Here is a 13,538-nt window from a genome sequence, read left to right as displayed (position 1 = left end):
CGATGGTCCATCGTGGAACCTCATCCGCCAAACGAGATTGTGTTCTATCGGGCGCCAGATCTATTCAATGCTGAATAATTGCCCGAAAGGAGACGATGGATGAGCAACGACCGGGACAAGGATGGTCCTGTCTTTTCAGCGGAACAGGCGCGGCAGGGCGAGATCATCCTGCAGACGCGGGCGCGCCGGATCATTTTCATCGCCGGCCTAGTGGGTCTCGTCTTGCTGGCATTGCTGGTGTGGTGGATTTGAATTCCTGACGGCTGGAGCGAAATCATGAAATCACAGCTTGTTGCCGAAAGCGCCGGACAGAGAACGTTCGTCGTTGTGCTTGATCCCGGCGAAGAGGCGTTTGCGCAGCTGACGTCATTTGCGGTCGACCGTGGCGTCGGCGGCGCGTCGCTGACCGCGCTCGGCGCTTTCGAAAGTGCAACCGTCGGCTGGTTCGACCCTGGAGAAAGGACCTACCGGAAAATCCCCGTCCGGGAACAGTGTGAAGTGCTGAGCGCGATCGGCGATGTTGCCATCGGCGACGACGGCAGGCCCAGCTTGCACGTCCACGCAGTCCTTGGATTGAGTGACGGCACCACGAGGGGCGGTCATCTGCTGGACGGCATCGTGCGGCCGACGCTCGAGGTCACATTGGTGGAGACGCCTGGCCATCTGCGCCGCAGGCACCGTCCCGAACTCGGCGTCGCCCTGATCGACTTGGAGGCTTGATCCGAGCCGATCACTTCGTTGATTTGACTGCGGCCGTTTCGGGTACGACCTCCCAACCGAAGACGCTGCGGCCGCCGAGCAGATGCGATTGCTCGAACTCCCCGGCGACGATTTCCTTCAGGCTTGGGCCGGTGACATAGCGCTCGACCTGCCTCGACTGGTCGTCCAGCCGCCGCAACGCGCCGATCTCTTCATCACGGCCGAGCCTGGCCTTGTGGACAGCCGACTTCAGCACGCCGATCGTCTCGTCATAGACCTTCAGCGGCACCGGAAACGGGTGCCTGTCCTTGCCGCCATGCGCCAGCGAGAAGCGGCCGGGATCGGAAAATCGGCACGGCGCGCCATGCACCACTTCGGCGACCAGCGCCAGCGCCCGCACTGTGCGCGCGCCGACATTGGGCACCAGGAGAAGCCCGGCGAAATCCGTCGGGCCGCGCTCGGCCGCCGCGGCGATGTTGCCGTGCAGGCGGCGCATGACGACATCGCTTTCGCGTACATCGTGGTGCGCCGGCATCACCAGATGCGGCAGCAGCTTTTGTGCCGGCTCCGGCGCTGGCGCCGAACCCCGCTCCAAAGCGGCAAGCTCCCTCACGATGCGATCCGGTCCAAGGCCGTGCAGAAGGTCCAGTTGTCCCTGGCGCGACGCTTCGGCGCGGCGGTCGGTCAGGTTGACGATCTCGCCCTGATTGGCGCCCTCGATGGCAGCATGCGGCTGGTCGACAAAGCTCTTCAGGCCCTCGGACAGCCAGTGATAGCGGCGCGCCACCTTGCTGTCGCCGTTCATGCCTTGCTGCACCACCACCCAGTTGCCGTCATCGGTGACGATGAAGCCGTGCAGATAGAGATCGAAACCGTCCTGGACCGCGGCGCTGTCCACCTTGGCGACAAGCCGGCTGGCAGTCGCGAGGCCTTGCCCGTCGAGGCCGACACGCTCGCCGATCAGGGCAAGCTCGTGCGGGGTCTTGCGCGAATGCGCGCCGCGGCCGCCGCAAACGTGGATGCCGAGTTCGCCGGAAAGCGGCGACAGACCGCGCTTCAACGCTCCGACGACGCTGGTGGTGATGCCGGAAGAGTGCCAGTCCATCCCCATCACGGCGCCAAAGGACTGGAACCAGAACGGATGCGCCAGCCGGCGCAGCAATTCATCGCGGCCGTAATGGTGGATGATCGCCTCGCACATGACCGCGCCAAGCCGCGTCATGCGGTCGCCGAGCCATTTCGGCACGCGTCCGCCGTGAAGTGGGAGATCAGCACTTCCCGATCGCTGTGCCACGCTCTTTTGCTTGCTCCTTGAGTCCTGCCTCGACAGATAGGTATCGAAAGGGGTGTGGAGAAGCTATGGCCTGATTCAGGCCGCGATCGTTGCAAGCCGCCAGCTAGCGGGCAGGTTCGCTGAGGAGATCAAACTTCTGGATCTCGCAATGCTCGCCCACCGATGCCAGCAGATCCATTGGCGGTGCCCCAGTGTCGGGCCGCCTCCAACTGATCTCGAACGAGAACACAGGGTCCTTGAGATCTGGGCGCCTCTCTATTGCGACGAGGCGTGCCCGGTAGCCAAGCGGCCCGATCATCGTATCGAGTTCCTGTCGGGCTGCGGCCTTCCAGGTCAGTGCCAACTGGGCATGGTGTTCGCGCGACATTCGAAGGTCCACCCATTTCAGGACCAGCAAGGTGGCCAGCGTCAGCGCCGTGCCGGCCGCGCCCAAGCCGTATTGGCCACCACCGAAGGCCAATCCGATCGCCGTCATCACCCACAACGTGGCCGCCGTGGTGACGCCGCTGACAAGATTGCCGCGGCGAAGAATGGCGCCACCGCCGATAAAGCCGACGCCGGTCAACACGCCCAGCGGAAAGCGCAAGACGTCCATCGATGCAAACGAATCCGGGTGCTTGCCAACGGTCTCGAGCAGAATACTGGCCTGGATCATTGTGATGGCGGCGGCCAATCCGACCAGCACGGTGGTGCGTAGCCCCGCCGCGTGCCCGCGCGCCTCGCGGTTGAGGCCTATCAACAGGCCGGCGAGCGCGGTCAGAAGCAGTCGTGCCGCGATGTCCTGCCAGACCGGAACAACGAGGAGCATCGCGGTCACCCGTCAGGCCAAGCGCTGCTGGCCAGGAATAGCGCCAGGGTCAAAGCGAACAAGGGCGAGAGCGTCTTCATCGCAAATTCTTTTCGTCGATGAGCAACAAACGATGCGCTTGGATTTTGGTTGCGCCGCCGACGATTCACCCCGGCGATTGGCAGCGGCGGAACAAAACCTTCGGCCTGGGGGTTGGTGAGTTCACGCCAACGAAGGATTTGCAGTCATGGTCCGCTTGCTGCTTGCTGGAGCCGTCGCTTATCTGGCCTATCGCATCACCAAGGAGATCGGTGGGTCCGGCGAGGTCGATCCGCTGTCGCCTTCGCCCGAGCAAACCGGCCGCAAGGCGCCGAGGCGGCAGAGCGGGGCACAGAGGAATGGCCGACGGCGGTAGCGAATGCCGTAGCGGCGGCGCGGACCAGCCATGACCGCATTTCCGTTGCCGCTCGACCTTCGTCCGATGGAAGCCAAAGCCGCCGATGCAATCCCTGGCGGCGACGGGCTTTGGCAATACGAGCCGAAATGGGACGGGTTTCGCTGCCTCGTGTTCAAGGGCGACGATGCCGTCGATCTGCGTGCAAAATCGGGCAAGCCGCTTGGCCGCTATTTTCCCGAACTGGTCGCGGTGCTGCGCGATGTGAGCTCGCGACGGTTTGTTGCCGACGGCGAGATCATCATCGAGGTCGACGGATCGTCCTCGTTCGAGGCCCTGCAAATGCGCCTTCATCCCGCCGAAAGCAGGATCCGCAAGTTGAGCCTCGAGACGCCCGCCATGCTGATCCTGTTCGATATGCTGGCCGAGCCCGGCGGCAGGATCATCATCGAAGAGCCTCTCACCACCAGGAGGCAGGCGATTGGGGCCTTTGTCGCGTCGGCGGCACGGCCCCAACTGCACCTGTCCAAATATACGCACGACGCCGCCACCGCCGAGCGCTGGCTGCAGGGCGCCGGCCACGGCTCGACCGACGGTGTTGTTGCAAAACTGATCGCCGGGCCATACCGGCCCGGCGAGCGCGCCATGGTCAAGGTCAAGCGGCTGCGCACTGCGGATTGCGTGGTCGGCGGCTTTCGCTATCTCGCCGGCAGCAACGAAGTCGGATCTCTGCTGCTCGGCCTCTACAATAACGAAGGCAGGCTGGATCATGTCGGATTCACCTCGACCATCGGCAAGGACGACAGGGCGGCGCTGACCAGACGGCTGGAAAAACTGCGGGCCAAACCAGGTTTCACCGGCAAGGCGCCGGGCGGACCAAGCCGCTGGAGCACGGAGCGGAGCGGACAATGGGAACCGATAAAGCCTGAACTGGTGGTCGAGGTTCGGTTCGACCATGTGACAGGCGACCGGTTCCGGCACGGAACCAAGCTGTTGCGCTGGCGGCCGGACAAGGAGCCGCGGCAATGCACGTTCGAGCAGATCGAGTAAGTCCGATCCGAGACACCGCTTCAAGGCGCTTGCTGCCCGCTCTACGGTTCATGACGGACCAATGCAGAATTTCACCGGTTCGCCGCGGCCAACCGAGCCTTGGCAACCAAGGCTCGGTTGCGGTTTTGAAATCAGGCAGCTTCCTGCATGGCGCGTTCGTTGACGCCGCTTTCGCCGAGCTTGGAAAGCGCTTCGTCGGTCGCGACCTCTTCCTTGAGAGTTGCCCTGAGCAGCTCGACAACGTCGCGCTTGCCGAGTTCTTCCGCCCACGCGATCAAAGTGCCGTAGCGAGCGATCTCGTAATGCTCGACGGCTTGCGCCGCACCGACAAGCCCGGCGTCGAGCGCGGGAGCACCACTATACTCCTCGAGCATTTCCGAGCCCTCTTCGATGATGCCGTCAATCGCCGGACAGGTTTTGCCGCGGGCCGGCTTGCCGAATTTGTCGAACACCTCCTCGAGGCGGTCGACATGTCCTTCGGTTTCCATGCGGTGTTTCTCGAAAGCGGCGGTCACTTCTTCCGACTCCGCGCCCTTGGCCATTTTGGGCAGCGCTTTCAGTATCTTCTTCTCGGCGTAGTAGAGGTCTTTGAGCCCGTCGAGGAACAGATCCTCAAGGCCCTTGCTTGCCGCCTTCGCGGCCTTTTTCGTAGTCGCCATGATCCTCTCCCGAATGGTTGGTGCCGCCTCGCAAAGTGGAGGCGTCCGATAACCCTCCGACAGGAAACAAGTTCCCTGACGGTCCGGCAGCTTTGCAAATTTTTCCGACCCGCCGTGTGGTGTCGCAGGGGCCTTCGACCTGCGGCAGCAATCGGCCAGAAAAGCGCCGTCAGCGCTCGCCGATATGCTCGACCAGGCGGGTATATTCGGCCTCGGCCAGGCCGTAGCCGCCATCCGCCAGTGCGACGAGACCATCGCGATCGCGGATGATAATTTCGCCGCGGCGGGACCGGATGAGCCCTCGCCCCTCGAGCAGCTGCAGCGCGACCGTTACACCCGGGCGCCTTACGCCAAGCATGATCGACAGGAATTCGTGCGTGATCGTCAGCCGGCCGCCATCCACCCGATCGTCACACATGAGAAGCCAGCGCGCCAGCCGGTCTTCAAGTTTCGATCGCGCGTTGACCAGCGCGGTATAGCCAGTCTGGACATGCAGATATTGCACGTAGCGCAGCAAGAACAGCCGCAGCGTCGGGCTTTGCGTCAGCGCCGCCTTGAACGGCTCGGCGTCGATCCTGGCAGCTTCTCCCGCCAGCTGCACATAGCAATCATGGACCGTACGGTCGTCGCCCATTATCAGGGCCGAGCCGGTCATACCTTCCAAGCCGACAAGGCCAACTTCCGCATCGCTGCCGTTCGGCATTTTCGCAACCACCGAACCGATGCCGTCCTCAAGGAAATAAATGGCCTCGATCGGCGATCCGGACACTTCGAGCGATTGCCGTAACTCCAGCGAACAGCGCTCGATGTGCGGCTCGAGAGATGCGAAATCGCCGGCGCTCATTCGGCGCAACAGCTTGTTTTTGTACGGATTTTTATTGGAATTTGCTGGATCAGACATAGCTGGGCCCAAAACAGGGCAAGAGCCTTTTTATCTCCCAGCCGTCCGCGCCCGGTATAACCTGCGGACGATAACGCTTATATAAGCACTGAAAGGTATGGAGCCTACTAAATAAAAAAATGAATCGATGCACGGCAGTTTCTCCTGCCGCTTGCCTACGAAAACATCCGACTGAAAGTTAGAGTTGGAAACGTACCAAAGTCGGTTTGGTACGAAAACGACAATTGAGGTCGCCGGGCTCGAAAAGAGCCCGTCGCGAGGGATGCAACGGGCTCCATTCGGGCGTCGTGGGCTACGCCCAGTGATCCAAATGAGGGGTGGGTTGGATCGCAGCAACAATGCAGGTGCAAGGCAGTCGTTCCCAAACTGTCTGCTTGGTAATTTCCGTACATTGAGTTTGGACGAGAGCGGCGCTAATTGAATTGGAGTCGTCCACACAGGCACGGCGAGTGGACGCTTGAAAGACGCTTCGCGCTTTCGCCCTTTTCAAGGGAGGATGGCATGCCGATGCAAGGTGCAGCAACTCCAGCCGAACTGAGCGTGCTGAGAAAAGCGCTCGACGACTGCTGCCGCGAGTTGGGTGTTGCGGACGACAGTCCTGTCCGCGAGCGGTTGGCAGCCCGTATCATGTCGCTGTTCAACGAGGGTGTGCTCAACGCCGATCTGAAAGAAGCGCTGGCCGCCGATCGCCAACAATAAGCTGCTGCTATGGTGGCGTCCTCGGCGCCGAAAGGTTCGGCACCGAGTCGCCCTTTCTAGCCAGGGTCCCGGTTTGCCAAGGATCTTGGAAATCTAGTCTTTTCACGACAAAACGCCCGGCGCTAATTACCAAGCGGCAGGCGTTTTTGTCGCGAGCGTGACACTAACGCGTGTCGCGTTTGGCCGGCCTCATCCGACGCGCTTTAGCTTCCTGTTTTATGCATGTCGTTATCACAAAACCGCTGCACACTTTTGCACGACATGCATCAAATGCGCCCAAGCAGGACCAGGATAATGACGATAAGCAGCACCAAGCCGAGGCCGCCACCACCGTAATAGCCGGTGCCATAGAACGGTCCGCCGCCCAAGCCGCTGAAGCCGCCAAGCAAGGCAAGGACCAAGATGATGATGAGAATGGTTCCAAGGCCCATGATGTCTGCTCTCCTTGTTTGCGCTGCCGCCATTCGCATCAGCGCGTCGCATTGTACAAAGGTATGAACTCACAAGGAGCATTCCTGTTCCGGCGGGACGGTAAGGCGTACGCTCATGCGGCGAGCAAAATACCGGGCCGGGCCGTCAGAAAAGTCCACAGATGCATGCCCGCGGAGAATGGCATGGCGGCCGCCTTGAACACCCAAGAACATGCTGAAATTCATGGGGAATTTGTCGGAACCTTCGCCCGCCCGAACGGTTGTTTTCGTAGTCGCAACGCGACGACCCTCGTAAAAAGGAGAAGCATCATGCTCACGAAAATTCTCGCAGCTTCGGCGCTTACGATCGGTCTGGCCACGTCAGCGATGGCCCAGAACGTCGGCGATCCCTCCGGAGCCGCTGCCGACGGCAGCGGGCGGACGATAGTAGTCCCGGATAATGGCGGCCCTGACACCGGCACGGATTCGACCATCACCAACAGCATTCGCGATTTCTCAACGACGAATTCGAATGCCGACCGGAATTGCCCACCAGGCCCGCAGGGGGCTCTGCCCGACGCGACCGGCAAGTCTCCGGGCACGATGGCGCCGACGGTGAACGACAACCACTGCGGCAAGTAAGCGCCCGGTTTATCATAGTCTGTGATGAGGCTGCGGAGCGTACGCTCCGCGGCCTCATTGGTGATGAAAATCGGCCGTCTAACGGCAGCGGTGGTCGAAGCTGACCGCGATCTCCCGACCGTCCAGCGCCCGAACGATGAAGCCAACCAGTTCCTCGTCGGTTTGCCGGAACCAGGGAAAGCGTTTGCGCAAATCGGCTATGACGACAGTGGTCGAGAGAATGTCGCCCGAATTGTAGTCGGCCATGACGATATGAACGGCTTTGTCGGTATCAATACCGATTCCAAGCGGCGACTTGATCTGCCCCACGGAAGCCTCCACCCATCTGTCCCGGCAGACGATAGCAAGACTGCGGCAAAGCGAAAGAGCTTGTACGATTCCGTACGGTCCTACGGGTTGCGTTGCACTTTGCAGGACCCAGCCGGCGTGTTTTATTTAAATCATTTGTTTGGCTCGCGGCGGCTGTGGCCACTGCGACCAGGCAACCTCGTCGCAGCTTCCGCGTTGAGCCATCGGAGGGATGACATCAGCCTCGGAGAACCCCCATGAAAACGCTTCTATCCATCACTGCGGCAGCGATGATGGCCGGCGCGCCTTTGGCTGTTTTTGCCCAATCGGCGACGCTGACGCCGCTGACGACCGACACCATGAGCAAGGTTGACACCGCGACATTCGTCAAGACCGTGCCCATCGCCAATACATTTGAAATCGAATCGAGCCGACTTGCGCAGACGCAGGCGACGGCTGACGATGTGAAGGCCTTCGCGGCGCAAATGGTCACGGACCATACCAAGGCCGGCGAGGACTTCAAGGCGGCGCTCAGCATGGGGCAGACGACTTCGGCCACCGCGCCGGCCGGCCCGTCGCTGGACACCAAGCACCAAGCGCTGCTCGACCAACTCAAGGAGGCCAGCGGGGACAGTTTCCAATCAAAATATATCGACATGCAGACCCAGGCGCATAAGGAAGCGGTGGCGCTGTTTTCCGCTTACGCGAATTCCGGCGACGATCCGGCGATGAAGGAGTTTGCCAAGAAGACGCTGCCGGTGCTGCAAATGCACGAACGTCACGTCAAGGACCTCGCTGCCGCACATCAATGAGAGCGAAGAGTGCCTTTTGCAAACGAAAGGCCGCCCCACACACGGCCTGTGTGACGCGGTTGTCGTCCGGCCACACGGCCGGGAACAAAGCACCGAGAGTGCCGTTATTTACCCGGCTTGTTCGGGGAGGATCCAATGGAAGGCGGCGTTCGCGGGGCGTCAAGGATAGTAGCGCCGGCTTTCGGCGCCGTCCTGGTCGCCGCTGTCACAGGCTGAAATCGCTTTCCTAACGGGACAGGCTGCCTTCATGCGCTACGGCGAGATATTTGCAAATGTTACGGCACTCATGTTGCTGGCCTTGATGATTGGCGGCGTCTTCGTCCTGTTTGGAGAGCCGCTGTGGCCGCGGCACTACGCGAGAATGGTGCTGGTTACGGATATCGATGCCATGACCACCGCGTCAGTCCGAACAAGCTGCCTGCCCAGTCCCTGCCTGCCCGACACCATCGATCATACCGTGCTCACTCCTCGCCCCGAAGACGGACCTTGATTTGCGATTTGCAGACGCTGGAGCTGGGTACGGAAAAGCCCGCCGCGCAGCTCGGGCGGCGGGCTTTTTTGGTGAATCAACCCACGGTAGACCGTCTGGCCACGACTAGGTCAGGATAATCACGATCTTGTAGGTATTCGGGTCGACGATGACGATCCGGCCGTCGGCGAGCACGAAATACTCATAGCCTTCGTAAGCCGGAACGATCTTGACGATGCGCGCCGGCAGGCGATGCAGCCGGACCTTCTTTCGCGGGACCTCGACACCGACGGAGATGTCGAAATCGACGTTGGAAACGGGTTGGACGTTCGTCTCCTTGATGACCTGAGTGATCTCTGTCTTCTGCTCAACGGTCACATTGCTGATGGAAGCGGTCGAACTCTGGTCCTGCTGGGTAGAAGTATTGCTCTGAGCCTGGTTTGTGGTCGTGGTCCCAGCCTTACCCTGAGCCTGCTCTTCGGTCTGCATCTTGGAGCTGCCCTGAGCCTGCTCGGTGGTGGTGGTTCCAGCCTTGCCCTGGGCTTGCTCCTCGGTCTTCATCTTCGTGTTGCCCGTGGCCTGCTGGTCAGTCGTGGCGCCAGCCTTGCCTTGGGCCTGCTCTTCAGTCTTCATCTTCGTGTTGCCCGTGGCCTGCTGCTCAGTCGTAGCGCCAGCCTTGCCCTGAGCCTGCTCGCCGGTCTTCAGCTTCGGTTTGCCCTGCGCCTGTTGATCAGTGGTGGCGCCGGCCTTGCCCTGAGCCTGCTCGCCCATCTTGGCGCCGTTCTGGCAATTGGCAGTGCCGGCTGCACAATTGGCGCCGGACTGATCGTCGGTCGACTGCTGCATCTGGGCAAGTGCGGCCCCGCAGCTGACGCTGATTGCTAACATGCTGGTGATCAGAACGCCTTTCATGAGAGATCTCCTTGGAAAACGCGTCCCTTCACCCCGCAAAACTGCGTCTAAAAAACTTTGTTCCAAACTAATGGAGGGAAACGGCAAGCGATCCGAGTGGCGGAACAAGCTCCACCTGATGACGTTACCGGCCTATAGCGACCCCGCTGCGAACAGCATGACGCGGCGCAGCGCAGAGGTGGCTCACGAGGAAAGGAGACTATCATGAGAATGCATCTTTCGGCGGCCGCGGCTGGGTTTTTGCTGCTTGCGGGTGTCGGCGCCGCTGCCGCTCAGGACGTGGTCATCGAACCGCAGCAGGAGACGATCGTACGCGAGTATGTGAAAAAGCAGCCTCTGGCGTCCGTCCAGCTTCCCGGCGTGGAGCTCAATGTCGGCTCGACCCTGCCCGATACCGTCGAGCTTCATGAGGTTCCCGACGTCAAATACCGCTATGTCGTCGTCGACAATCGGACCGTCCTGGTCGATCCTGGCACGCGCAGGATTGTAAAGGTCATCGAGTGAGCAAGCGCGTCGCTTTGAAGGGACATGCGGCGCGTCCAGCATTGTCGACATCCCGACGCAGAAAGGCCCGCCGTTTCGAAGCACGGCGGGCCTCATAGCGGAGACGAGGTCCGGACAATTTCTGAACCAGCATTGGCCTAGAACGCATGATCCCAGCACGCCCTGTGCTCGCCAGGCCCGAAACTTTGAGAGAATATTCCCGGCTTCGCATCTCGCGGGAAATACGGTGCTTTGATCCGACGGTCAGCATTCCCGATGATGCCGACAAGGCTTGGCACTCCGCCTGGCCGCAACGACTTCAGAACCGACGGGATAGATCATGTCTGGGAACACCAACACTTTGCACTCATTTTTCTCCGCAAGTATAAACCGGCGCGCCGGTCTCGCTGTACTTCTCGCATCAGCGGTTGCGATTGTCAGCCTTGCTGCGCCGTCGCTCGCCGAGGACAAGACGGCGGTCAAGGTCGGCATCATGAGCGGCGAGGACGAGGACGTCTGGCGCGTCGTCACCGCCCAGGCGGCGGATAGGGGCCTGACAATCGAGACCGTGGTGTTCAACGACTATACCCAGCCGAATGAAGCGCTCGAGCGTGGCGAAATCGACGCCAACGCCTTCCAGCACAAGCCCTATCTCGACAACCAGATCAAGACGCAGGGCTATCACATCGTCCCGGTCGGCTATACCGGGGTCTGGCCGATCGGCCTTTATTCCAAGAAGTACGCGAAGATTGCCGACCTGCCAGAAGGCGCGGTCATTGGCGTGCCGAACGACCCGTCCAATGAGGGCCGCGCACTGCGCGTCCTGCAGAGCGAACATCTGATCAAGCTCAGGGAAGGCACCGGCATTCTGGCGACGACCACCGACATCGCCGAAAACCCGAAGCACTTGGTCATCAAGGAGCTGGACGCAGGCATCGTCGGGCGCTCGGTGGAAGACCTCGACGCGGCCGTAGTCAACACGGATTGGGCGCTTAAAAGCGGCCTCACACCGGAGAATCGCATCGCCCAGGAGGCGGTGGCCGACAATCCCTACCGCAATTTCATCGCGGTCAAGGCCGGCAATGAAAACCAGCCCTGGGTAAAGACATTGGTCGCCTCCTATCAGAACGAAAAGGTGAAGGCCGAATTCGATCGGGTCTACAAGGGAACCGGCATCAGCGCCTATTGATGCCGAGCTCGACTGGGCGCCGAAGCCCGGCATGGTAAAGCGGTCCGCGCTTCAACGCGGACCGCGATCGCGTTTGCGGGACACCAATACAGGAACTTTCATGAACCAGCATTTCGCCTCGGTCACCGAAGTCATGCGTCCCGTCGGCGGCCGCTCCGCCGGACCGAACGATGTCGTGCGCCTCATCGAGCTGAAACGCCGCTTCGGCGCGACAGCGGCGCTGGACGGCGTGTCGCTCAGCGTGCGCCAGGGCGAGATCCTCGGCATCATCGGCCGCAGCGGCGCCGGCAAGTCGACGCTGATACGCTGCCTGAACGGCCTGGAGCGGCCGGATTCAGGACAGGTCTACATCGAAGGCCGCGACATCAGCCGGCTCGGCGAGCGCGAATTGCAGCCGCTGCGCCGGCGCATCGGCATGATCTTCCAGCATTTCAACCTGCTGTCCGCCAAGACGGTCGAAGACAACGTAGCGCTGCCGCTCAAGATCGAAGGCCGGCCCAGGGCCGAACGCCTGGCGCGCGCCGCCGAGCTGCTCGAGCTCGTCGGGCTGTCGGAGAAGGCGAAAGCCTATCCGGCGTCGCTGTCGGGCGGGCAGAAGCAGCGTGTCGGCATTGCCCGGGCGCTTGCGGCGCGCCCGGCGCTACTTTTGTCCGACGAAGCGACCTCGGCGCTCGACCCGGAGACGACGCGCTCCATCCTCGCCTTGCTGAGGGACATCAACCGGCAGCTTGGCTTGACCATCCTGCTGATCACGCATGAGATGGAGGTGATCCGCTCGATCGCCGACCGGGTCGCGGTGATCGACGCTGGGCGGATCGTCGAGCAAGGGCCGGTGTGGTCGGTCTTTGCCGACCCGAAATCGGCGATCACACAAAGCCTGCTCGGCGGCATCCGGCCGCAATTGCCGGCGGAGATCGCAAGCCAGCTAACGCAGAACGCCGGCGTGGAGGCGATCCTCAGGATCGACGTGGCCGGTGAGGCCGCGCGAAGCCCGCTTTTGTCCGATCTTGCCTCGGCAGTTCCCGGCTCGTTCCGCCTCGTGCATGGCGGCATCGATCACGTCCAGCAGCAGCCTGTCGGGACACTGTTCGTGGCGGTCGCCGGCAGCAATGAAGCTCACCTGGCAGAGGTGATCGCGTTCTTGAAAGCCCGCCAAGCGCGGGTGGAGGTGCTTGGCCATGTCGCCGGTTCTGTTTGAGCTTCTCGTCCGTTCAATCTGGGAAACGATCCTGATGACGGCCGCCTCCGGCCTCGTCTCGCTGACTTTCGGGCTGCCGCTCGGCCTGGCGCTGGTCGCCACCGACCGCGGCGGCATCGCCGAAAACCTGTGGGTGAACCGCGCGCTTGGCGCTGTCATCAACGGCTTCCGCTCGGTGCCTTTCATCATCCTGCTGGTTGCGCTGATCCCGGTGACGCGGCTGATCGTCGGCACCTCGATCGGCACCTGGGCAGCGATCGTGCCGCTGTCGATCGCGGCGACGCCTTACTATGCCCGGATCGCCGAAGTGTCGCTGCGCGAGGTCGACCATGGGCTGATCGAGGCAGCACGCGCCATGGGCGGCAACCGCTGGACGATCATTCGCGAGGTGCTGGTGCCGGAAGCGTTGCCCGGCATCGTCGCCGGCTTCACGGTGACGCTGGTGACGCTGATCGGCGCCTCGGCCATGGCCGGTGCCATCGGCGCCGGCGGTCTCGGCGACCTCGCCATCCGCTACGGCTACCAGCGCTTCGAGACGTCCGTCATGATCGCCGTTGTCATTGTGCTGATCATCCTGGTCTGCGGCATCCAGTGGGCCGGCGACCGGCTGGTCGCGAGGCTGGACCACAGAGCGTGACCGGCGAACCGCGGC

General features: G+C 61.8%; 19 protein-coding genes. 12 read left to right on the top strand and 7 right to left on the bottom strand.

The features are described 5' to 3' along the window. The first annotated feature begins 99 nt into the window (after positions 1-99). Together NKH41_RS08395 and NKH41_RS08390 are read left to right on the top strand one after the other, a co-directional pair. Positions 100-252, top strand: a complete 153-nt coding sequence (locus NKH41_RS08395) for a peptide ABC transporter permease (RefSeq protein ID WP_352771067.1) — start codon at positions 100-102, stop codon at positions 250-252. Positions 253-276: 24 nt separating this feature from the next. Next, the gene (locus NKH41_RS08390) at positions 277-720 is read left to right on the top strand and encodes a PPC domain-containing DNA-binding protein (protein WP_023677099.1); all 444 of its coding nucleotides are present in this window, start codon (positions 277-279) and stop codon (positions 718-720) included. A 10-nt stretch (positions 721-730) separates the two neighbouring features. Here NKH41_RS08390 and NKH41_RS08385 read toward each other — a convergent pair whose 3' ends face one another. Together NKH41_RS08385 and NKH41_RS08380 are read right to left on the bottom strand one after the other, a co-directional pair. Continuing rightward, positions 731-1,993 (bottom strand): DUF763 domain-containing protein, encoded by a 1,263-nt coding sequence (locus tag NKH41_RS08385; protein WP_352771065.1) that lies wholly within the window; start codon positions 1,991-1,993, stop codon positions 731-733. 103 nt (positions 1,994-2,096) lie between these two features. Beyond that, positions 2,097-2,801: an MgtC/SapB family protein gene (locus tag NKH41_RS08380; RefSeq protein ID WP_352771063.1), complete on the bottom strand. Its 705-nt coding sequence runs from the start codon at positions 2,799-2,801 to the stop codon at positions 2,097-2,099. 226 nt (positions 2,802-3,027) lie between these two features. On the opposite strand from NKH41_RS08380, the gene NKH41_RS08375 reads away from it, so the two are divergent. Next, positions 3,028-3,195: a hypothetical protein gene (locus NKH41_RS08375; protein ID WP_352539857.1), complete on the top strand. Its 168-nt coding sequence runs from the start codon at positions 3,028-3,030 to the stop codon at positions 3,193-3,195. A 30-nt stretch (positions 3,196-3,225) separates the two neighbouring features. Further along, on the top strand, positions 3,226-4,224 hold the full coding sequence (locus NKH41_RS08370; protein WP_352686069.1) for an ATP-dependent DNA ligase: 999 nt from the start codon (positions 3,226-3,228) through the stop codon (positions 4,222-4,224). Positions 4,225-4,355: 131 nt separating this feature from the next. On the opposite strand, the gene NKH41_RS08365 is transcribed toward NKH41_RS08370, so the two are convergent. Together NKH41_RS08365 and NKH41_RS08360 are read right to left on the bottom strand one after the other, a co-directional pair. Further along, positions 4,356-4,883: a YciE/YciF ferroxidase family protein gene (locus NKH41_RS08365; protein ID WP_352771061.1), complete on the bottom strand. Its 528-nt coding sequence runs from the start codon at positions 4,881-4,883 to the stop codon at positions 4,356-4,358. Positions 4,884-5,052: 169 nt separating this feature from the next. Then, positions 5,053-5,784: a Crp/Fnr family transcriptional regulator gene (locus NKH41_RS08360; protein WP_352473082.1), complete on the bottom strand. Its 732-nt coding sequence runs from the start codon at positions 5,782-5,784 to the stop codon at positions 5,053-5,055. 501 nt (positions 5,785-6,285) lie between these two features. On the opposite strand from NKH41_RS08360, the gene NKH41_RS08355 reads away from it, so the two are divergent. Further along, a complete protein-coding gene (locus NKH41_RS08355) occupies positions 6,286-6,483 on the top strand; it encodes a hypothetical protein (protein WP_352449586.1) in 198 nt (65 codons plus the stop codon). A gap of 266 nt (positions 6,484-6,749) precedes the next feature. Here the strand turns inward: NKH41_RS08355 and NKH41_RS08350 are convergent, their stop codons facing one another. Next, positions 6,750-6,914 carry a DUF3309 family protein gene (locus tag NKH41_RS08350; RefSeq protein WP_023677107.1) on the bottom strand — a complete coding sequence of 55 codons (165 nt, stop codon included), beginning with the start codon at positions 6,912-6,914 and terminating at the stop codon, positions 6,750-6,752. 309 nt (positions 6,915-7,223) lie between these two features. On the opposite strand from NKH41_RS08350, the gene NKH41_RS08345 reads away from it, so the two are divergent. Continuing rightward, positions 7,224-7,535: a hypothetical protein gene (locus tag NKH41_RS08345; protein WP_502899596.1), complete on the top strand. Its 312-nt coding sequence runs from the start codon at positions 7,224-7,226 to the stop codon at positions 7,533-7,535. A 78-nt stretch (positions 7,536-7,613) separates the two neighbouring features. Here NKH41_RS08345 and NKH41_RS08340 read toward each other — a convergent pair whose 3' ends face one another. Further along, positions 7,614-7,844, bottom strand: a complete 231-nt coding sequence (locus tag NKH41_RS08340; protein WP_352473085.1) for a hypothetical protein — start codon at positions 7,842-7,844, stop codon at positions 7,614-7,616. A 236-nt stretch (positions 7,845-8,080) separates the two neighbouring features. On the opposite strand from NKH41_RS08340, the gene NKH41_RS08335 reads away from it, so the two are divergent. Together NKH41_RS08335 and NKH41_RS08330 are read left to right on the top strand one after the other, a co-directional pair. Beyond that, positions 8,081-8,635, top strand: a complete 555-nt coding sequence (locus NKH41_RS08335; protein ID WP_352769211.1) for a DUF4142 domain-containing protein — start codon at positions 8,081-8,083, stop codon at positions 8,633-8,635. A gap of 247 nt (positions 8,636-8,882) precedes the next feature. Continuing rightward, a complete protein-coding gene (locus NKH41_RS08330; RefSeq protein ID WP_352473088.1) occupies positions 8,883-9,125 on the top strand; it encodes a polymerase in 243 nt (80 codons plus the stop codon). A gap of 105 nt (positions 9,126-9,230) precedes the next feature. On the opposite strand, the gene NKH41_RS08325 is transcribed toward NKH41_RS08330, so the two are convergent. Then, entirely contained in the window at positions 9,231-10,016 is a 786-nt protein-coding gene (locus tag NKH41_RS08325) for a DUF1236 domain-containing protein (protein ID WP_352473089.1), read from the bottom strand. A 204-nt stretch (positions 10,017-10,220) separates the two neighbouring features. Here NKH41_RS08325 and NKH41_RS08320 point away from each other — a divergent pair, with 204 nt between their 5' ends. From NKH41_RS08320 to NKH41_RS08305, 4 genes are all read left to right on the top strand, one after another. Continuing rightward, positions 10,221-10,520, top strand: a complete 300-nt coding sequence (locus NKH41_RS08320; protein WP_352473090.1) for a DUF1236 domain-containing protein — start codon at positions 10,221-10,223, stop codon at positions 10,518-10,520. A 319-nt stretch (positions 10,521-10,839) separates the two neighbouring features. Beyond that, the gene (locus tag NKH41_RS08315; RefSeq protein ID WP_352473092.1) at positions 10,840-11,688 is read left to right on the top strand and encodes a MetQ/NlpA family lipoprotein; all 849 of its coding nucleotides are present in this window, start codon (positions 10,840-10,842) and stop codon (positions 11,686-11,688) included. A gap of 100 nt (positions 11,689-11,788) precedes the next feature. Further along, positions 11,789-12,886, top strand: a complete 1,098-nt coding sequence (locus tag NKH41_RS08310) for a methionine ABC transporter ATP-binding protein (protein WP_502893761.1) — start codon at positions 11,789-11,791, stop codon at positions 12,884-12,886. After that, positions 12,867-13,523 (top strand): methionine ABC transporter permease, encoded by a 657-nt coding sequence (locus tag NKH41_RS08305; RefSeq protein WP_352473093.1) that lies wholly within the window; start codon positions 12,867-12,869, stop codon positions 13,521-13,523. Before NKH41_RS08310 ends, NKH41_RS08305 begins: the two co-directional genes overlap by 20 nt. Positions 13,524-13,538: the final 15 nt, after the last annotated feature.

Source organism: Mesorhizobium sp. M1169 (genome assembly GCF_040318345.1).
Classification (GTDB): Bacteria; Pseudomonadota; Alphaproteobacteria; order Rhizobiales; family Rhizobiaceae; genus Mesorhizobium.
Note: the sequence above shows the minus strand (reverse complement) of the source record. Positions and strands in the feature narration are given on the sequence as shown.